Origin of the sequence: Pseudomonas sp. zfem005, assembly GCF_032621735.1 — a bacterium.
In the GTDB taxonomy this organism is placed as follows: domain Bacteria; phylum Pseudomonadota; class Gammaproteobacteria; order Pseudomonadales; family Pseudomonadaceae; genus Metapseudomonas; species Metapseudomonas solani.
This window is the reverse complement of sequence record NZ_JAVYJE010000019.1, coordinates 29,259-47,630: the sequence shown is the minus strand read 5'-3', so window position 1 is coordinate 47,630 and position 18,372 is coordinate 29,259. Positions and strand designations below refer to the sequence as shown.

The following is an 18,372-nucleotide window of genomic DNA, read 5'->3' as shown; positions in this document are numbered from 1 at the left end:
CATGGCAGTTTTTTCCCACAGCGTCGGCGGCCAGACCTGGCGCTTCGACAGCCTCAAGGAAGTCATGGCAAAGGCCAGCCCGGCACGCTCCGGCGACTTCCTCGCCGGCGTCGCCGCCAGCAGCGACGGCGAACGCGTGGCCGCGCAGATGGCCCTGGCCGACATCCCGCTCAAGCACTTCCTCGACGAGGCGCTGATCCCCTACGAGGAGGACGAAGTCACACGCCTGATCATCGACGGCCATAACCGCGCCGCCTTCGACCCGGTCAGCCACCTCACCGTCGGCGGCCTGCGCGACTGGCTGCTCGGCGATGTCGCCGACGAGCATTCGCTACGCGCCCTGGCACCCGGGCTGACGCCGGAGATGGCCGCGGCCGTGTCGAAGATCATGCGCGTGCAGGACCTGGTGCTGGTGGCGCAGAAGATCCGCGTCGTCACCCGCTTCCGCAACACCATGGGCCTGCGCGGGCGCATGTCCACGCGGCTGCAACCCAACCACCCCACCGACGAGCCCGCCGGCATCGCCGCGAGCATTCTCGACGGCCTGCTCTACGGCAACGGCGACGCCATGCTCGGCATCAACCCGGCCACCGACAGCCTGTCGTCCATCTGCGCCATGCTGGAGATGCTCGACGCCATCATCCAGCGCTACGAAATCCCCACCCAGGCCTGCGTGCTCACCCACGTCACCACCTCCATCGAGGCGATCAACCGTGGCGTACCGCTGGACCTGGTGTTCCAGTCCATCGCCGGCACCGAGGCGGCTAACGCCAGCTTCGGCATCAGCCTGGCAATCCTCCGCGAGGGCTACGAAGCCGGCCTCTCACTGAAACGCGGCAGCCTGGGCAACAACCTCATGTACTTCGAGACCGGCCAGGGCAGCGCGCTCTCCGCCAACGCCCACCACGGCGTCGACCAGCAGACCTGCGAAACCCGCGCCTATGCCGTCGCCCGCCACTTCGACCCCTTCCTGGTCAATACCGTGGTCGGCTTCATCGGCCCGGAGTACCTCTACAACGGCAAGCAGATCATCCGCGCCGGGCTGGAGGACCACTTCTGCGGCAAGCTCCTCGGCGTGCCCATGGGTTGCGACATCTGCTACACCAACCACGCCGAAGCGGACCAGGACGACATGGACATGCTGCTGACCCTGCTCGGCGTCGCCGGCATCAACTTCATCATGGGCATCCCCGGCTCCGACGACGTGATGCTCAACTACCAGACCACCTCCTTCCACGACGCCCTCTACGCTCGCCAGAGCCTGGGCCTGCGCCCGGCCCCCGAGTTCGAGGCCTGGCTCGAGCGCATGGGCATCGCCAGCCAGCAGGGTGGCCGCGTGCGCCTGGGCGAGCAGGTGCCGCCCGCCTTCCGCCAGGCCCTGGCGCAGCTCACCTGAGGAAGCCCGATGAGCGACGACAAACGCCCCGCCCTCGACAACCCCTGGCGTGAACTGCGCAGCCTCACCCCGGCGCGCATCGCCCTCGGCCGCGCCGGCACCAGCCTGCCCACCGGCGCCCAGCTGGATTTCCAGTTCGCCCACGCCCAGGCCCGCGACGCCGTGCACCTGCCCTTCGACCGCGCGGCCCTGGCCGCCGAGCTGGCCACACGCAACCGCGACAGCCTGCTGCTGCACAGCGCAGCGGCGGACCGCCACACCTACCTGCAGCGCCCGGACCTGGGCCGGCGCCTGGACGAGGAGTCGGCCCAGCGCCTGCGCCAGCACGCCGAGGCCAATCCCGACGGCTACGACCTGGCCCTGGTGATCGCCGATGGCCTGTCGTCCCTGGCCGTGCAGCGCCACGCCCTGCCCTTCCTGCAACGCTTCGAGGAGCAGGCGGCGGAGGACGGCTGGAGTACCGCGCCCATCGCCCTGGTGGAACAAGGCCGTGTGGCGGTGGCGGACGAAGTGGCCGAGCTGCTCAAGGCGAAGATGGTGGTGATCCTCATCGGCGAGCGCCCCGGCCTCAGCTCCCCGGACAGCCTCGGCCTGTACTTCACCTGGGCGCCCCGGGTCGGCCTCACCGACGCCAGCCGCAACTGCATCTCCAACGTGCGCCTGGAAGGCCTCTCCTACGGCCTCGCCGCCCACCGCCTCCTCTACCTGATGCGCGAAGCCAGCCGCCGTCAGCTCTCCGGGGTCAACCTCAAGGACGACTCCCAGGTGCCGATGCTCGACGGTACCGGCCAGCCTGCACGGGGCAACTTCCTGCTGGGTGGTTGAAGCGCCTTGCCCACCCTGTGGGAGCGGATTCATTCGCGATGGCCCGGGAACCGGGCCCTGCCGCTCCCGGGTCTCGGCGGGTCTCTCCCTGGGCGCTCGGGATGATGAGGTTCGCTGCGCTCTACGCCATCCTGCGGGTCGAGCCGGGTGACTGAACGGCACGCGGCGCCAGTGGTCGAGATGGAACCCCCGACATCCGTGATGCGGCCCGCGATCCCGCCGGGTCATGGCTGTCGCCACTGGACAAGCGCCGCGACCCAGCCATGCTGTCTGCTCGTCCCGCAGCCATTCGACAGGACTCCCCATGACCGACCTTTCCTCCTTCCCCATCACCCACAAGTGGCCCGCCCAGCATCCCGACCGGCTGCAGCTCTACTCGCTGCCCACGCCCAACGGCGTGAAGGTGTCGATCATGCTCGAGGAAATCGGCCTGCCCTATGAGGCGCACAAGGTCAGTTTCGACACCAATGACCAGCTGTCCTCCGAGTTCCTCTCCCTCAACCCCAACAACAAGATTCCCGCCATCCTCGACCCGGACGGCCCCGGTGGGCAGCCCCTGGCGCTGTTCGAGTCCGGCGCCATCCTGCTGTACCTGGCAGAGAAGAGCGGGCGCCTGATTCCCGATGACGCCGCCGGGCGCTACGAGGCCATCCAGTGGCTGATGTTCCAGATGGGCGGCATCGGCCCGATGTTCGGCCAGCTCGGCTTCTTCAATAAATTCGCCGGCAAGGACTACGAGGACAAGCGCCCGCGCGACCGCTACGTCGCCGAATCCAAGCGTTTGCTCGGCGTGCTCGACCGCCGCCTGCAAGGGCGTGACTGGATCCAGGACGACTACGGTATCGCCGACATCGCCACCTTCCCCTGGGTGCGCAACCTGATCGGCTTCTACGAGGCCGGCGAGCTGGTGGGCATCGACGGTTTCGCCAACGTCACCCGCGTACTGGAGGCCTTCCTCGCCCGCCCAGCGGTGGCCCGTGGGCTGAAGATTCCGGGGTGATCTCGGCACCGCTACCGGACGGTGCGCGCGCCGTCCGGGAAGACGTACACTGCCAGTCCCTACCCGGTTCCCCGCCCAAGCAGGTGCCAATGGACCCGAACACCCCCAAGCCCATCCACAGGCTGAACGAGCAAGGCTACGAGCTGCTGGTCAACGCCGTGGTCGACTACGCCCTGTACATGCTCTCGCCCGAGGGCGAGATCATCAGCTGGAACGCCGGCGCGGAGCGGATCAAGGGCTACAGCGCCGAGGAAGCCATCGGCCAGCACCTGTCGATGTTCTTCACCGAGGAAGACCGCGCCGCCAACCGCCCCGCCCACCTGATCGCCACCGCACTCAATACCGGGCGCGCCCAGGACGAAGGCTGGCGGGTGCGCCGTGACGGCACGCGCTTCTGGGCCCTGGCGGTGATGGATGTGGTGCGCGACCACGACGGGCGGATCATCGGCCTGGCCAAGATCACCCGCGACATGACCGAACGCCACGAGTCCGAGCTGCACCTGCAAGGCCTGCGCGCGCAGCTGTTCCAGGCGCAGAAGCTGGAAGCCCTGGGCCAGCTCACCGGCGGCATGGCCCACGACTTCAACAACCTGCTCACGGTGATCATCGGCGCCTCGGCGCTGGCCGGTCGCACCCAGGACCCCAAGCGCATCAAGGAACTGCTCGGCAGCATCCACGAGGCCGGCCTGCGCGGCAGCCACCTGACCCAGCACCTGCTCTCCTTCGCCCGCCAGCGCGACCAGCAGCAGCAAGTGGTGCAGCTGGAAAACACCCTGCATTCGGCGCAGATGTTCTTCAGCCAGGCGCTGCCCAAGGGCATGACCCTGGAGCTGCAGCTGTGCCCGCCACTGCATCCGATCCTGGTGGACCCGAGCCAGTTGGAGATGACCCTGCTCAACCTCATCTTCAATGCCCGCGACGCCATGGAGCAGGACGGCAGCATCGTGCTGCGCGCGGAGAACCGCACCCTGACCGGCGAGTGGGACGAGCTGACCGGCGAATTCCTGATCATCTCGGTGCGCGACAGCGGCAGCGGCATCCCGCCGGACGTGCTGCCGCGCATCTTCGAGCCCTTCTTCACCACCAAGGGGCTGGGCAAGGGCACCGGCCTGGGCCTGAGCCAGGCCTACGGCTTTGTGCGCCAGCACGGCGGCACCATCCGCGTGGACAGCGAACCGGGGCGCGGTACCACCATGACCCTCTGCCTGCCGGCGCTGCTCTACCAGGCCCCCTGAAAGGTGCCGCCGCGCACAGGAACTACTTCAGAAGGCACGACTCTATCGCTGATAGTGACCCGGCAGCGTAGAATCCCCGGGATCAAGGCCGACCCGCCCATGACCGGACGCAATGCGCAGTGCCGGCCAGCCAGGCTCAAGAGCAGGCACGTCGGCCCTCTCAAGCGAACATCCAGATGAGGCAGGCCAGAACTTGGAACAGCTAAAACGCCTTCAAAGCGGCATCGAAGGGCTGGATGCCCTGTTGAAGGGTGGCTTGGTTGCCGGTGCGTCCTACATCGTCCAGGGCCGTCCCGGATCGGGCAAGACCATCCTCGCCAACCAGATCGCCTTCAACCACGTGCGCGACGGCGGGCGTGTGCTGGTCGCCACGCTGCTGGCCGAAACCCACGAGCGACTGTTCCAGTTCCTCTCCACCCTGAGCTTCTTCGACGCCTCGCAGATCGGCGCGCAGATCCAGTTCGTCAGCGCCTTCGACACGCTGGAGAACGAAGGCCTGGACGAGGTGGTCAAGCTGCTGCGCCGCGAGATCAGCCGGCAGAAGGCCACGGTGCTGATCGTCGACGGCCTGCTCAACGCCCGCTCCAAGGCGGATACGCCGCTGGATACCAAGAAATTCATCGGTGAGCTGCAGGGCCACGCCGCCTTCGCCGGCTGCACCGTGCTGTTCCTCACCAGCGCCCGCCTCGACGACGGCAGCCCCGAGCACACCATGGTCGATGGCGTCATCGAACTGGGCGAAGAGCTGTTCGGTGCCCGCTCGGTGCGCCGCATCCAGCTGCGCAAGACCCGTGGCAGCGGTGCGCTGTCCGGCCTGCACGAGTGCGAGATCACCGACGACGGCCTGGTCGTCTACCCGCGCCTGGAAACCCTCTACAGCCGCCCCACGCGCCCCGACAGCGCCGACCTGCAGCGCATCCCCAGCGGCATCGGCGGCCTCGACGCGCTGATCGACGGTGGCCTGGCACGCTCGTCCGTCACCCTGGTGATGGGCCCCGCCGGCGTCGGCAAGACCAGCCTCGGCATCAGCTTTCTCGCCCAGTCCACCCCCGAGGAGCCCGGCCTGCACTTCGGTTTCTACGAGTCCCCCGAGCGCCTGCGCATCAAGGCACGCAGCATCGGCATCGACCTGCAGCCCCTGGAAGACAGCGGCGCCCTGCACCTGAAGTGGCAACCCACCACCGAAGGCCTGCTCGACGGCCTCGGCGCGCGGCTGATCAAGACCGTGGTCGAGAAAGGCATCAAGCGCGTGCACATCGACAGCCTCGGCGGCATGGCCCGCGTCGCCAGCAACCAGTCGCGCCTGGTGGAGTTCTTCAGCGCCCTGATGAACGAGCTGCGCGCCCTCGGCGTCACCGTCCTCGCCACCTGGGAGATGCGCGACCTGTACAGTGCCGACATCAACGCCCCGGCGCCGGAGCTGTCGAGCATCGTCGACAACCTGGTGCTGATGCGCTACGTGGAAATGAACTCTGAACTGAAACGCCTGCTGTCCATTCTCAAGATGAGGGACAGCCGTTACGACCCCTCCCTGCTGGAGGTCGTTATCCACGACCATGGAATCAACCTCGACAAGGCCTTCAAGCATGCGACGGCAGTCATGTCGGGGGCGGCAACGCCCAATCCCGGCAACTGAAACACGCCAACTGGTCAGTGCCTAATGACAACGATCCTGGTAGTCGATGACGAGTATCTGATTGCAGATATCCTGGCCTTTGCGCTGGAGGACGAAGGCTACATGGTGGTCAAGGCCGGCAACGGCCGCAGGGGGCTGGAAGTTCTCGATCGCGAGCGCCCGTCCCTGGTCATCACCGACTTCATGATGCCGATCATGGACGGCCTGGAGTTCGCCCAGGCGATCCGCGCGCGCACGCAATCCCCCGATCTGCCGATCATCCTCATGAGCGGTGCCCAAGGCAGCGTCGGCCGCGACCGCAGCGACCTGTTCGCCGCCGTCTTCGACAAGCCCTTCGACATCAACGCCGTGATCGCCACGGTCGCGCAACTGATCGGCCCCAGCGACGGCCAGGCCTGAACCGCCCCGCTCCGTCTGCCGCCCATTGCCAGCGTCGCCCGCGTCCCGGAAACTGCCGGCTTTCAGCCCCCAGCGGAGACCGCCGTGTCCACCCAAGAACTCGCCAGCGACCCTACCTGGGTCCAGATCTGCCAGGCCGTCGCCCTCGACCCGCAGCGCCGCTTCACCTCCCGCCAGGCCGTGCTGGGCAGCCCCGACGCACTCGAAGCCACGCTCTATCGCGCCGACCCCGACGATGCCGACGCCGATGAAGAAGACCTCGGTGATGCCCGTGTACTGATCACCGGCACTTTCCAGCCCCCCGCCGAATGGAGCGACAGCGAGCGCGAGGAGTACTACGACGACAGCGACCCCGCGCAGTTCTTCAGTGCCCTGATCGAATGCATCGCCGCCCCCGCCAGCCGCGCCTACTTCACCGCCGAAGCCGGCGACCAGGTAGCCGTGAACACCCCCGAGGGCGCCATCGAGATGTACTTCCTCTACGAAATCTTCGAAGACGAAGACGGCCACCACGCCGTGCTCATCCGCGACACCGAAGCCTTGTTCTGAGGCGACGCAGCGGCGGTTTCAGGGCCGCCCTTTCGCGAATGAATTCCACAAGGGCGGCGGCGCTGCGCACCGCTTGGCGACTAAAGTCGCCCCTACAAAGGCTCTCGCCACCGCACGGGCAAGACCGCCGTGTAGGGTGGATGACGCTCTTTTCATCCACCAAGGGAGCGGTGACGGGCCACGTCGCCAGGCGCTTCGCGAGCCCGTAGCCGGACTTCAATCCGGGGCTCCGATCGCGAATGAATTGGCTCCCACAAGGGCAGCGGCGCTGCGCACCGCTTGGCGACTGACGTCGCCCCTGCAGGAGCTTTCGCAGAGCTCGCCCCTACAGGTTCAACGGTTCAGCGACCGCGCCCGGCCAATACGGCGGTGGCGCCCTGGGCCTTGCGGCAGTACCAGATCACGCGGCTAACGCCCCGGGTGATGGCGACGTAGGCCAGACGCAGGCTCTCGTCACGCATGGCCTGGTCGTAGCTGTTGCGGAAGAATCCGCAGCGGGCATAGAGGGCGTTGCGCAGCGGGTGCGCCTCCGTGGGCAGGCAATCGTCGACTATCACCGCCACTTCCGCCTGCAGGCCCTTGGCGCGGTGGATGCTGTAGGCCTTCACCGGCAGCGCCGGGTCCAGTTGCGCCTGGATGCTGCGCAGGGCTTCGTTGCGACGGCCGAGCAGGAGCACGGCGGTGCGCTCGCCGCTGCCACGTTCTTCGACATGGCGGCACTGGGCCTGGATGTCGGCGACCAGGTTCGGCAGCCCGGTGGCCAGGTCGAAGCCCTGCACCAGGCGCACGCCGTCGTCCGGCTGGGCGACCTTCACCGCGCGACTGGTCTTCTCCTGCTTGAAGGCGACGCCCCCGAGCACCGCCTCGCCGTCGCGCACCACCGTTTCGATGGAGCGGTAGTTGGTTTCCAGCAGCAGCACCTTGCTCTTCTTCGCCTTGCCCTTGCCGGGGAAGTGGCGGTCGAAATCCATGAACAGTTCGGGGGAGCTGCCGCGCCAGCCGTAGATGGACTGCCAGTCGTCGCCGATGGCCATCAGGCTCGGCGCCCGGCGCGAGCGCGCCAGCTGGCGGTGCACAGCCTGCAGCCACTGAACGATCTGCGGGGAGATGTCCTGGAACTCGTCGATCAGCAGGTGCGTCAGCGGCTCCAGCAGCGCGGCGTCGAGGCTGCCGGCCTGCAGCCGCTGGGTGAGTTCGGCGAAGGCGTCGTTGAAGGTCATCGCGCCGCGCTCGCGCAACAGCGCCTGGAAGCGCGCCCAGAAGGGCTGCAGGGCTTCGATGAACAGCCGCTCCTGGGGCGGGCAGTTGAGCTTGGCCGGCTGCAGCTGGTCGATGCGCAGGCCGATGCTTTCGATGAACCCGGCCTGGGCATGGAAGGCTTCCGGCAGCGGCAGCGCGGTCAGCTCGCCGGCCAGGCGCAACGCATCACGGGGTGCCTGGCCGATGGCGACGCCCTCTTCCTCCACCGGTTCGGCCAGCCCCAGCAGGCGGTGCACCCGCTGGCGGAACCCGGCATCGGCGGCGTAGCAGGCCTGGTAGGCCTCTTCCAGCAGGCGCTGCTGGGCCGGGCGCAAGCGGCCGGCGGCGAGGGGGTTGTCCGGCTCGGCGCAGGGGTCGCGGTCGTCCAGTTGCTCGAACCAGGCGGGGTTGCCCAGGGCCGCCTTGGCCAGCACGCCCATGGCCGAATGGAAGGTGCGCACGCACTGCCGCGCCTGGGCGGCGTCGAAAGCGAATTCCCAGAAGCCGAGCACCCGCTGCAGCTGGTCGCGCAGCTGCGCACAGGAAGCGTTGGTAAAGGAGATGACGGTGAGCTTGCCGGGCTCGATGCCCAGGTGGCAGAGCATGAACACCACCCGCAGCACGAGGGTGGTGGACTTGCCGGAACCGGCCCCGGCGAAGATGCGGGTGACCGGCGCGCGGCCGAGGATCATCGCCCACTGCTCCTCCGAAGGCGCAGCCACCACGCCAGCGGCCACGGCGGCGGCGACCTTCTCGCGCATGGCCTCGGCGGCACCGGCGCTTTGCCGCAGGGGGCCGCCGTAGATGCCGTCGTCCTGGACCTCAGCCGCCGGCGCAGCGACCCCGCCCGGTTCCTTGGGGGCGGATTTCTTGCCGCTCGAACGGCCCTTGGGCGTGCTGGTGGCACCCTTGCGGCTGCGCCCACGGGGCTTCTTCTGCGCCTGGGCGGCCATGGCCTGCGCAGCCTCGCGCTCTTCACGCAGGTAGGCGGTGGTACGGGGGAAATAACGCGCCAGCGCTCCGGAGAGCAGCGACTTGTAGCGCTTGACGGCAGACAGCATCCAAAGGGTCCGGGAAAGCGAATAACGGGGTGCGATGATAAGGGCTTTGCCCCGGCGCCGTCAGTTGCTGGCCCCTGGCCAACCGGCGGCAAGGCCTTGCCCCGCGCCGGCAATGCGGCGCCGCGCACATTCCCGAGTATAAGGCCGGAAGCCTTCTGCAGCGGGGCTTTCACGAATATGGCCCGATCCCTGCACCAAAGCGGCGCATCCTCTGCATCCAGGGAAAGGCCATGACCATCATCTCCAACAGCTCGCCGCTGGCGACCTACCTCGCCAGCGCCACCAAGCCGTCCACCACCGGCACCAGCGGTTCCACCTCCGGCACCACCACCGGCACCGATGGCAAGGCCACCGACAAGCCGGCGGACCCCATCGCCGAACTGCGCCAGTTCGCCGCCAACCTGGTGGCCCAGGGGCGCGGCGGGCTGATGAACGCCATGGCCGGCAACACCAGCAACGTGCTGAGCAACGCCAGCGCCGCGACCAGGGCCGGGCTCAATGGCGGCAATGGCGCGCAGATGCAGCTGCCGGACGTCTCCACCCTGGACCGCGACGACGCCGCCAAGATGCTGACCCAGGTGCAGAAGCTGCTCGACAAGGGCCTGGAAGGCGCCTTCTCCTTCGTCGGGGTGAACGGCGACAAGCAGACCAGCTCGCTGGAGACCTACCGCGACTGGCTGCAGGCCAAGGGCGGCATCAGCATCTACGCCTGAGCCTCAGCGCAGGGCCTCGGTCAGCAGCGGCAGGTAGCGCGGGTGCAGGGAGATGTCGTTGTGGCCCGCGCCGTCCAGCACCTCCAGCCGTGCCACGCCGGGGGCGAAGGCCGCCGCCAGGCGCTCGCTGCTGTCACGGGGGATGACCTGGTCATCGCTGGCCAGCATCAGCAGCGTCGGCACGCGCAGGGCGCCGACGACATCCGCCGAGCGGTAGCGATCCCGTAGCAACCCGCGCACCGGCGCCCAGGGGAAACGCCCGGCGGCGACGTTCTCGATGCTGTCGTAGGGGGTGATCAGCACCAGCCGGCTGGCCGGTCGCTTGCTCGCCAATTGCACGGCGACGCCGGAGCCCAGGCTGCGCCCCACCAGCGCCACCTGCTCGTGGCGGTCGCGGATGTGGTCGTAAAGCAATTCGGCATCCCGCAGGATCAGGGCCTCCGACGGCTCGCCGGAGCTGCCGCCATAACCCGGGTAGTGCATCAGGTAGAGCGCGCGGTCGGGGAAGGCCTCGGCCAGTTGCTCCAGGTTCAGCGACACATCCTCGCCATTGCCACCGAAGTACAGCAGCGCCTGCGCGCCGGGCCGTGGCCGCACCGTGACCACCAGCCGCCCTTCCGGTACCGCCAATTCCAGGGTGTTCTCCGGCGCTTGCACCGCGCGGGGCTGGGGAAAGTAGAGGAGGTTGCGCTGGAACAGGAAGAGCATGAGGCAGATGGCCAGGTACAGCCCGGCGACGAGGGCGAGGGTTACGAGCAGGGTGCGCGTCATGGAGGGCTCCGAAGGTGTTCCCCCGCGCTGGGCGCGGGGGCGTTTTCAGCCTATCAGAAGCTGAAGTCCACCTTGGTCCACAGGGTGCGGCCGGGCTCCTTGATCGCCTCGGGCTCGGCAGGGAAGCCAAAGCCGGCATCACCGGCGAGGTTGAGGTGCTCGGCGTAGGCCTTGTCGAAGAGGTTGTCGACCCCGGCGCTGACCTTGATGTCGCGGGTCAGGCGGTAGGCGCCGTTGAGGGAGAACACCGCGAAGCCGCCGCTGCTGCCGAAGTCCTGCCCGACGACGTTGCCCTGCCCTTCGGCCACGCGGTTCTGCGCGGCCACCACGCGCCACAGGGCGCCGGCGCTCCAGGCGCCCTGCTCGTAGGCCAGGCTCAGGCGCGCTTCCAGCGGCGGCATCTGCGGCAGCGCACGGCCGTCGGAACTGTTCTTGCCCCAGGCGTAGGCCAGGGTGCCGTCGGTCTTCCAGTTCTCGTCCAGGCGGTAGGCCGCGCCCAGTTCGCCGCCCATGATACGCGCGTCGATGTTATCGGCCCGCGAGGTGTCGCCCATCATCCCCGGGGTGTAGGTGAAGAGGATGTAGTCGCGCACCTGACCGACGTAGCCGGACGCCCAGGCCTCCAGGTCGCCCTCGCTGTACTGCACGCCGAAGTCCAGCTGGGTGGTCTTCTCCGGCTTGACCCCGTCGAAGGCGTTGCGCGAGCCGGCCGGGCCCTGGTTGGGCGAGTACAGCTCCCAGTAGTCGGGGAAGCGCTGCACATGGCCGAGGCCGGCATAGAGGGTGGTGGCGCTGTCCAGATCGTGCTCGTAGCGCGCGAAGCCGCTGGGCAGGGTGTCGGCGCGGGTGTCGCCGAAGGTCGGGTTGGCCATGCCCATCATGCCCAGGGTGCGGCGGTAGTCCTTGGCGTCGGAGCGGTCCAGGCGCGCGCCGGCCACCACGCGGTCGCCCTCCTCCACGTACCAGGTCAGCTCGCCGAAGGCGCCGTAACTGTGCATCAGCGCATCACGGCTGCGGGGGAACTGGTCGGCGTCGGTGAAGGTGCCGGTCATCATCGAGTAGCGCGAGGCGCGCTTGCGGTGCTCGCTGCGCATGGCGTCGAGGCCGGCTACCAGCTCCACTTCGCTCCACTTGAAGGTGGCGGCCATGCGCGCGCCGAGGGTGCGGCGGTCCACCTGGGAGGCCATCGGCATGGGCATCGAGCTGCTCGGGTCGGGGTTGCGCAGGCGGAAGTTGTCCATCACGTGGTCGGCGTAGTTGTAGTAGACCTGCGCCTCCAGTTTGTCGAGCACGCCGCCGAGGTTGCTGCGCTCGAAGCGCAGGCCGAGGCTTTCCCGCAGGAACTGGCTGCCGTCCATGCCGCGCCCGGCGTAGCGGGACTCGCCGTTGCCACGCCCGGCGGAGAGCTCGACCAGGGTGTCGGCGTCCGGGGTCCAGCCGATGGCCACGTCGCCGTTCCACTTGTCCCAGCGCGAGGGCACGGTGTCGCCGTTGCCATCCTCGTAGTCGTCGGACTGGGAATGGTTGCCGGTGGCACGCAGGTAGCCGAGCTCGTTGCCCACGGCGCCGTCCAGCACGCGGTCGAAGCGGCCGTTGGAGCCGGCCAGCAAGCTGGCGTGGAGGCGGCTGCCGAGTTCGCCGAAACGCTCCGGCTCACGCTCGAACAACACGGTGCCGGCGGAGGCGCCCGGGCCCCAGAGCACGGTCTGCGGGCCCTTGATCACGGTGAGCTTGTCGAAGGTCTCCGGCGAGATGTAGGAGCTGGGGGCGTCCATGCGGCCGGGGCAGGCGCCGAGCATCAGGCCGCCGTTGGTGCGCAGGTTGAGGCGCGAGCCGAACATGCCGCGCAGCACAGGGTCGCCGTTGGTGCCGCCGTTGCGGATGGCAGAGAAGCCGGGAATGGTCTTCAGGTAGTCGGCGCCGTCGCTGGCCGGCACCGGCTGCCGGGCCTCCTTCGGGTCGGTGACGATGGTCAGCGGCGAGCTCTGCTGCACGGCGGTGATGACGGTGGCGCTGACCTCGATCGGTTCGGCGGCGGGCGCGACGGGCGCCACGTGCTGCTCGTGGTCATGTTCATGGGCGACGGCGCCCGCGGCGAAGGCCAGGCCGGCGGCCAGGGCGAAGGCATGGCGCCAGCGCAGGCGCGCGGCATCGGGCTGGAAGGTGAAACGGCTGGAACGGCAGGGGGCAGGCTGGTGCATGTGGATTCTTTCCATGATCTGAAATCGTTGGCGCCGTCACGCTCGGGCGACGGGCAGCTCGGGTCGGCGGCGTCAGCAGGACGGCCGCAGGCGCGGGGTTGTGATTTCAGAGGCAGGGAGAGGCGCGGGGATTGGCCGAGGGCCAGCAGTAACGGGGGGGCGTGCGTGTGCGGCGGTCCCGGGGCGGGCGCGGAAGCTCACGGCGACGCTGGAGCCAGGACAGGCCGAGGAAGAAGAGGATGCCGAGGGTGACGGCGCTGCCCATCGGGCAGCTGAAACCGAGGTTGGAGAGCTGCGCCATGGGGCCGGACAGATCACCGTCGACGGAGGGCCCGTCGCTGCCGGTGGCCGAGCAGAAGGCGCCACCGAGCCCGCTGAGTTCCAGGCCCAATGCCTGGCCGTGGTGAATACCGCAGGCGAGCAGGTTGAACAGGACGCAGGCGTAGAGCATCCAGGCGATCAACGAGCGGTCGTGGCGGGCGTTTTTCATGGGCGGCGACTCTAGCACCGAAATTTCACGGCGAGAAAGCCGGCCCTTGTGGTGGATTGCCGCAGCCGATGTCGGATAGATCGCCGCAATCTGCTTGGCCGGAACGGTGTCACAACCGCTACAGTCGCACCTCCAATCCGCAGCGAGAACCCCGATGACCCGCCTCTACGATGCCCGCGGCAACCGCTATGTCGTTACCAAGCCCGAAGCACTGCGCCAACTCGGCATCGCCGTGCCGCAGCACGCCGCCGAGGCGGCACGCCAGCGCGAGCAGTGGAGCGCCGCCGCCATCGAGGCCCTCTGCACCTGGCCCGAGGGCGTGCGGCCGCAAGGCGCCAAGGGCCATCGCTCGGACGGGCTGCTGGTGGGCCCCTTCGGTGACGCTTCGCCCTGGGACCTGCTGATCGTCAACACCGACGGCAGCCTGACCGAACGCAGCGGCAACGGCATGACCCTTTTCGCCCAGTCCCTGCTCGACGACGGCCAGGTCTTGCCCAGCCAGGCCTTCGTCCTGCAGGTGCACCACGACAAGCCCGGCGGCGGCTCGCCGGTGGTCACGCCCATCGAGCCCGCCGAACGCGATGGGCACCCGGGCTTCTGGTTGCAGATGGGCGCACCGGGGTTCGGCCCCGAGGCGGTGGGTGCCGATGACGAGCATGTGGCCGCCACCGACTTCCACGGCCACCCGCTGAGCCGTGTCGACGCCCTGGCGCAGGTGAACCCCGAATGGCAGCGCAGCCAGTTCGTGCGCATCGGCAACCCCCACTGCGTGACCCTGCTGGACGATCCCGCCACGCTGCCGACCATGCCCTGGCTACGCAACGCCGACGCCCACGCGGCACTGGAGCGCATCGCCTACGCCGCGCCCATCGGCGCCGGCAACCCCTGCCCCGCCGGGGTCAACCTGCAATGGGCGGCGCGGGCAGCGGACGGCGCCATCGAGGCACGGGTGTTCGAACGCGGCGAAGGGGCGACCGAGTCCTCCGGCAGCAGCGCCTGCGCCGTGGCCAGTGCCGCCTGGAAGGCCGGGCTGGTGGCGGCCGGTGATGTGCAGGTGCGCATGCCCGGCGGCACCGCGCCGCTGCGCCTGGAGCAACAGGGCGAGGCGCTGGTGGGCGTGTGGCTGTTCGGCGTGGGCACGCGGCTCGACGGCTGAGGCTCAGCCCGTCGCGGTGGCCTTGAGCCCGGCCAGCACCAGCTTCTGGTAGAGCTGCTCGCGCAGGCCGCTGGGCGCGTGCAGGTCCATGCGCTGCAGGTGGCGGGTGTAGTCGGCGGGCTCCGGCAGGTCGAACAGGGTGGCCATGCCCAGTTCGAGGATCTCGCTGAGCTTGAGCTTGCTCTTCAACCAGCGCAGGGCACGCAGCAGGTCCTGCTCCTCGGGGCTGAAGTCGCACCCCAGCGGGTATTCGGCGAACAACCGGGGATGCTCGGCCTGCAGCGCCAGCAGGCGCCAGGGGGTGTTCTGCCGGTAGAGCGGGTCGAGGGTGAAGTCAGCGGGCAGCTTGCCGGCCTTCTGCGCCTCGGCGATCAGGCCGTCCTGGAAGCGCGAGTCGGCGATGCGCAGCAGCGCTTCGATCACCTCGGCGTCGTTCTTGCCGCGCAGGTCGGCGATGCCGTACTCGGTCACCACCAGGTCGCGCAGGTGCCGGGGAATGGTGGCGTGGCCGTATTCCCAGACGATGTTGGAACTGGCCTCGCCGCCGGACTCACGCCAGCTGCGCAGCATCAGGATCGAGCGGGCGCCCTCCAGCTCGTGGGCCTGGGCGATGAAGTCGTACTGCCCGCCAACGCCGCTGAGCACGCGGCCGTCCTCCAGCTGGTCGGCGGCGCTGGCGCCCAGCAGGGTGATGGTGAAGCAACTGTTGACGAAGCGCGCGTCGCGGCGCTGCAGGCGCTTGAGCTCTTCGTCGCCGTGCAGGCGGTTGACGTAGCTGATGGCGGTCATGGCGATGCGCGACAACGGCCCGTCGCCCAGCTCGCGCAGGCGCTGGTAGAACGCCTCGGGGCCGAGGAAGAAGCCGCCATGGATCAGTACCCCGCCACGCACCTGGCCGAGCTGCTCGACCAGGGCCGCGCGGGTGGCGGCGTTCTCCACATCAGGGCTGAGCCGGCGCCCATCACCCAGCAGCAGCTGGCCACCATCGAGGCGCACCGCCTCGCCGAGCAGGCCATGGCGCTGCAGCCAGGCGAGGCTGTCGCCATCCAGCACCCGCGGCAGTTCGTCGAGCAGCCCATCGAGGTCGGTCACGGCGCCGTGGGGGTCCAGCACCCCGGCGTTGGCCAGGCGCTGCAAACGCACGTCGGGGTACACCGGGCGACGCACCACGCCGGCCTCCAGCAGCACCAGCAGGCCGAGCAGGAACATCTCGCTGTTGGCGTAGAGCCCCTGGGCAAAGGGCGCCAGGCCACCTTCTGCCTCCACCAGCGCACCCCAGCGCTGGGGCACCTCCAGGCCATCCAGCACCGCGCGGTAGCCGGCGTTATCCCCCTGGCGCGCCACCAGCGCGGCGGCCAGGCCGTCGGCCATGGCGCCGATGCCCACCTGCAGCGTGCCGCCGTCGCGCACCAGGGCGCTGGCGTGCAGGCCGATGGCATGGTCCTGCAGGCTCACCGGCATGTTGGGGGTGGAGAACAGGGTGCTGCGCTCGGGGGCGTCCAGCACCAGGTCGAATTCGTCGGCGTCGATCTCCGCATCGCCCGGCATATAGGGCAGGGCCTCGTGCACCTGGGCGACGGTGAGGATGGTCTCCCCCGCCGCGCGGCGACGGCGCAGGCGCGGCAGCAGGTCGAGGGTGATATCGGGATTGCAGCTGAGGCTGAAGCACCCGGGGCTTTGCGGCCGCACGGCGACCATCTGCGCCACCAGGTTCAGGCCCTTGCGGTCGAGGTCGCGGGCCACCTGGCTGTAGTTGAGGCTGACGTAGCTCTGCTGGGCCTGGGGGTTGTCCAGCTGGCTGGCCGGCTGCAGGTAGAACTCCTCCACGCGGATATGCGCCGGCAGCTCGCCACAGCGCAGGTCACTGAGGTAGTCGAGTTCGAGGTAGTCGCCATACAGGCGGCGCAGGAAGGGGCCGGAGAAACGCTGCTCCAGCTCGCTGGCCGGTTGCGGCTTGGCCAGGGACAGCGCGGTATAGAGGGTCAGCTGGCGTTCGGGCAGTGCCTTGACCCGCTGGTACAGCGCGTTGACGAAGCGGTTGGGCTTGCCCAGCCCCAGGGGGATACCGAGGCGGATGGGCCCCTCGATCCGGCGCAGCACTTCATCCACGGCCTGTTCCAGCGAGCAGTTGGGCACCTGTCCTCTCCCTTGCAGATCGACGATGCAGGGTTGGACCGGCACGGCTGCATTTTTGCTCAACGTGCGACGGGCTGCGATTCAAACGCTCGCTTGGATTGCGCTTTCCAGGAATTTTCAGGCAGCATCGACCGGGTGCTGGCATAGCACCTGCATTCTTACCAGCCCCAACCACCTACGCCGAGGCCTACTCATGCGCATCGTCCAAGCCACCCTGGAGCACCTGGACCTGCTGAACCCGCTGTTCGTCAAATACCGCGAGTTCTACGGCGAACTGCCCTTCCCCGATTCCTCCCGCAAATTCCTCGAGAAGCGCCTGCGCCGCAAGGAGTCGGTGATCTACCTGGCCCTGGCCGATGACGACGACACCAAGATCCTCGGTTTCTGCCAGCTCTACCCGAGCTTCTCGTCCCTCTCGCTGAAGCGCGTGTGGATCCTCAACGACATCTATGTCGCCGAGGACGCCCGTCGCCAGCTGGTGGCCGACCGCCTGCTGCAGACCGCGAAGAAGATGGCCAAGGAAACCAACGCCGTGCGCATGCGCGTCTCCACCAGCGCCGGCAACGAGGTGGCGAAGAAGGTCTACGAGTCCATCGGCTTCCGCGAGGACAGCGAGTTCGTCAACTACATCCTGCCGATCCACGAAGACTGACCCACCCGCCGGGCGCCCCTCAGGCGCCCAGGCTCCGCCACAAGCCGATCACCAGCGGCACCGTAACCCGCACCACCCGGTGCCGCGGCCCTGTGGGCCTATCCAGCGGAAAACAATGGAAACAGTTGCAACCTTCATGCTGGAACAGGTGGCGACGGATGCTCGCCGTTGCCACATCGCTTGCCCCTATAATGCCGCTCGCCCGGCAGCAGAGCCGCCGCCGCAGAATCGACAAGGCGCCCCATGGATTTCAACCTGCTCGACCTGATCCTCCATCTCGACGAATACCTGAACCTGTTGGTCAGCAACTACGGCACCTGGATCTACGCCATCCTTTTCCTGGTCATCTTCTGCGAGACGGGCCTGGTGGTGATGCCCTTCCTGCCCGGTGATTCCCTGCTGTTCATCGCCGGCGCCATCTGCGCCAATGGCGCCATGGACCCCATCGTGCTCGGCGCCCTGCTGATGCTCGCGGCGATCATGGGCGACAGCACCAACTACATGATCGGGCGAACGACCGGCGAGCGGCTGTTCAACAAGCCCAACTCGAAGATCTTCCGCCGCGACTACCTGCAGCGCACCCACGAGTTCTACGACCGCCACGGCGGCAAGACCGTGACCCTGGCGCGCTTCCTGCCCATCGTGCGCACCTTCGCCCCCTTCGTCGCCGGCGTCGGCCGCATGCCCTACGGGCGCTTCCTGGCCTTCAGCGTCGTCGGCACCATCCTCTGGGTCGGCGGCCTGGTGACCCTCGGCTACTTCTTCGGCAACGTGCCCTTCATCAAGCAGAACCTGTCCGTGGGCGTGGTCGTCATCATCCTGCTGTCCCTGGTGCCCATGTTCATCGGCGTGGTGCATCGCCACCTGCGCCCGGCCGACGCCAGTGACAGCACCGAGCGCCCGGGCTGAGCCC

Annotated in this window: 16 protein-coding genes; 11 read left to right on the top strand and 5 right to left on the bottom strand. The window is 68.5% G+C overall.

The genetic code is table 11. The features are described from left to right. The first annotated feature begins 1 nt into the window (after position 1). The 7 genes from RTW82_RS30405 to RTW82_RS30375 all read left to right on the top strand — a co-directional run bounded on the left by RTW82_RS30405 (position 2) and on the right by RTW82_RS30375 (position 7,040). The gene (locus tag RTW82_RS30405) at positions 2 to 1,396 is read left to right on the top strand and encodes an ethanolamine ammonia-lyase subunit EutB (protein WP_316927409.1); all 1,395 of its coding nucleotides are present in this window, start codon (positions 2 to 4) and stop codon (positions 1,394 to 1,396) included. Positions 1,397 to 1,405: 9 nt separating this feature from the next. Beyond that, entirely contained in the window at positions 1,406 to 2,221 is an 816-nt protein-coding gene (gene eutC, locus RTW82_RS30400) for an ethanolamine ammonia-lyase subunit EutC (protein ID WP_316927408.1), read from the top strand. Between the two features lie 304 nt (positions 2,222 to 2,525). Next, positions 2,526 to 3,221 (top strand): glutathione S-transferase N-terminal domain-containing protein, encoded by a 696-nt coding sequence (locus tag RTW82_RS30395; protein ID WP_316927407.1) that lies wholly within the window; start codon positions 2,526 to 2,528, stop codon positions 3,219 to 3,221. 89 nt (positions 3,222 to 3,310) lie between these two features. Further along, positions 3,311 to 4,456, top strand: coding sequence for a two-component system sensor histidine kinase NtrB (locus RTW82_RS30390; protein WP_043243798.1), 1,146 nt, complete (start codon positions 3,311 to 3,313; stop codon positions 4,454 to 4,456). A gap of 193 nt (positions 4,457 to 4,649) precedes the next feature. Then, complete coding sequence (locus RTW82_RS30385; protein ID WP_316927406.1) at positions 4,650 to 6,092, top strand: ATPase domain-containing protein; 1,443 nt, start codon at positions 4,650 to 4,652, stop codon at positions 6,090 to 6,092. Between the two features lie 24 nt (positions 6,093 to 6,116). Continuing rightward, positions 6,117 to 6,491 carry a response regulator gene (locus tag RTW82_RS30380; protein WP_021216742.1) on the top strand — a complete coding sequence of 125 codons (375 nt, stop codon included), beginning with the start codon at positions 6,117 to 6,119 and terminating at the stop codon, positions 6,489 to 6,491. Between the two features lie 84 nt (positions 6,492 to 6,575). Then, positions 6,576 to 7,040: a hypothetical protein gene (locus tag RTW82_RS30375; protein WP_410478879.1), complete on the top strand. Its 465-nt coding sequence runs from the start codon at positions 6,576 to 6,578 to the stop codon at positions 7,038 to 7,040. Positions 7,041 to 7,381: 341 nt separating this feature from the next. Here the strand turns inward: RTW82_RS30375 and RTW82_RS30370 are convergent, their stop codons facing one another. Continuing rightward, positions 7,382 to 9,340 carry a DEAD/DEAH box helicase gene (locus RTW82_RS30370; protein WP_316927405.1) on the bottom strand — a complete coding sequence of 653 codons (1,959 nt, stop codon included), beginning with the start codon at positions 9,338 to 9,340 and terminating at the stop codon, positions 7,382 to 7,384. A gap of 230 nt (positions 9,341 to 9,570) precedes the next feature. Here RTW82_RS30370 and RTW82_RS30365 point away from each other — a divergent pair, with 230 nt between their 5' ends. Beyond that, the gene (locus tag RTW82_RS30365) at positions 9,571 to 10,053 is read left to right on the top strand and encodes a hypothetical protein (RefSeq protein ID WP_021216745.1); all 483 of its coding nucleotides are present in this window, start codon (positions 9,571 to 9,573) and stop codon (positions 10,051 to 10,053) included. Between the two features lie 3 nt (positions 10,054 to 10,056). Here RTW82_RS30365 and RTW82_RS30360 read toward each other — a convergent pair whose 3' ends face one another. The 3 genes from RTW82_RS30360 to RTW82_RS30350 form a co-directional block, all read right to left on the bottom strand. Then, the gene (locus RTW82_RS30360; protein WP_316927404.1) at positions 10,057 to 10,824 is read right to left on the bottom strand and encodes an alpha/beta hydrolase; all 768 of its coding nucleotides are present in this window, start codon (positions 10,822 to 10,824) and stop codon (positions 10,057 to 10,059) included. Positions 10,825 to 10,877: 53 nt separating this feature from the next. Next, entirely contained in the window at positions 10,878 to 13,025 is a 2,148-nt protein-coding gene (locus tag RTW82_RS30355; protein ID WP_316927403.1) for a TonB-dependent copper receptor, read from the bottom strand. 106 nt (positions 13,026 to 13,131) lie between these two features. Next, positions 13,132 to 13,515, bottom strand: a complete 384-nt coding sequence (locus RTW82_RS30350) for a DUF2946 family protein (protein ID WP_316927402.1) — start codon at positions 13,513 to 13,515, stop codon at positions 13,132 to 13,134. Between the two features lie 154 nt (positions 13,516 to 13,669). Here RTW82_RS30350 and RTW82_RS30345 point away from each other — a divergent pair, with 154 nt between their 5' ends. Beyond that, entirely contained in the window at positions 13,670 to 14,671 is a 1,002-nt protein-coding gene (locus RTW82_RS30345; RefSeq protein ID WP_316927401.1) for a diaminopimelate epimerase, read from the top strand. Between the two features lie 3 nt (positions 14,672 to 14,674). On the opposite strand, the gene RTW82_RS30340 is transcribed toward RTW82_RS30345, so the two are convergent. Further along, positions 14,675 to 16,807, bottom strand: a complete 2,133-nt coding sequence (locus tag RTW82_RS30340) for an acetyl-CoA hydrolase/transferase C-terminal domain-containing protein (protein WP_316927400.1) — start codon at positions 16,805 to 16,807, stop codon at positions 14,675 to 14,677. A 193-nt stretch (positions 16,808 to 17,000) separates the two neighbouring features. Between RTW82_RS30340 and RTW82_RS30335 the strand changes: the two genes are divergently transcribed. Then, on the top strand, positions 17,001 to 17,459 hold the full coding sequence (locus RTW82_RS30335; protein ID WP_021216750.1) for a GNAT family N-acetyltransferase: 459 nt from the start codon (positions 17,001 to 17,003) through the stop codon (positions 17,457 to 17,459). Positions 17,460 to 17,702: 243 nt separating this feature from the next. Then, positions 17,703 to 18,368, top strand: a complete 666-nt coding sequence (locus RTW82_RS30330) for a DedA family protein (protein WP_021216751.1) — start codon at positions 17,703 to 17,705, stop codon at positions 18,366 to 18,368. Positions 18,369 to 18,372: the final 4 nt, after the last annotated feature.

Bases quoted from the DNA above. Each gene is read 5' to 3' on its own strand.
- RTW82_RS30370 (WP_316927405.1), bottom strand. From the start codon at position 9,340: ATGCTGTCTGCCGTCAAGCGCTACAAGTCGCTGCTCTCCGGAGCGCTG.
- RTW82_RS30360 (WP_316927404.1), bottom strand. From the start codon at position 10,824: ATGACGCGCACCCTGCTCGTAACCCTCGCCCTCGTCGCCGGGCTGTAC.
- RTW82_RS30355 (WP_316927403.1), bottom strand. From the start codon at position 13,025: ATGCACCAGCCTGCCCCCTGCCGTTCCAGCCGTTTCACCTTCCAGCCC.
- RTW82_RS30405 (WP_316927409.1), top strand. From the start codon at position 2: ATGGCAGTTTTTTCCCACAGCGTCGGCGGCCAGACCTGGCGCTTCGAC.
- RTW82_RS30365 (WP_021216745.1), top strand. From the start codon at position 9,571: ATGACCATCATCTCCAACAGCTCGCCGCTGGCGACCTACCTCGCCAGC.
- RTW82_RS30335 (WP_021216750.1), top strand. From the start codon at position 17,001: ATGCGCATCGTCCAAGCCACCCTGGAGCACCTGGACCTGCTGAACCCG.
- RTW82_RS30345 (WP_316927401.1), top strand. From the start codon at position 13,670: ATGACCCGCCTCTACGATGCCCGCGGCAACCGCTATGTCGTTACCAAG.
- RTW82_RS30395 (WP_316927407.1), top strand. From the start codon at position 2,526: ATGACCGACCTTTCCTCCTTCCCCATCACCCACAAGTGGCCCGCCCAG.
- eutC (WP_316927408.1), top strand. From the start codon at position 1,406: ATGAGCGACGACAAACGCCCCGCCCTCGACAACCCCTGGCGTGAACTG.
- RTW82_RS30390 (WP_043243798.1), top strand. From the start codon at position 3,311: ATGGACCCGAACACCCCCAAGCCCATCCACAGGCTGAACGAGCAAGGC.
- RTW82_RS30330 (WP_021216751.1), top strand. From the start codon at position 17,703: ATGGATTTCAACCTGCTCGACCTGATCCTCCATCTCGACGAATACCTG.
- RTW82_RS30380 (WP_021216742.1), top strand. From the start codon at position 6,117: ATGACAACGATCCTGGTAGTCGATGACGAGTATCTGATTGCAGATATC.
- RTW82_RS30350 (WP_316927402.1), bottom strand. From the start codon at position 13,515: ATGAAAAACGCCCGCCACGACCGCTCGTTGATCGCCTGGATGCTCTAC.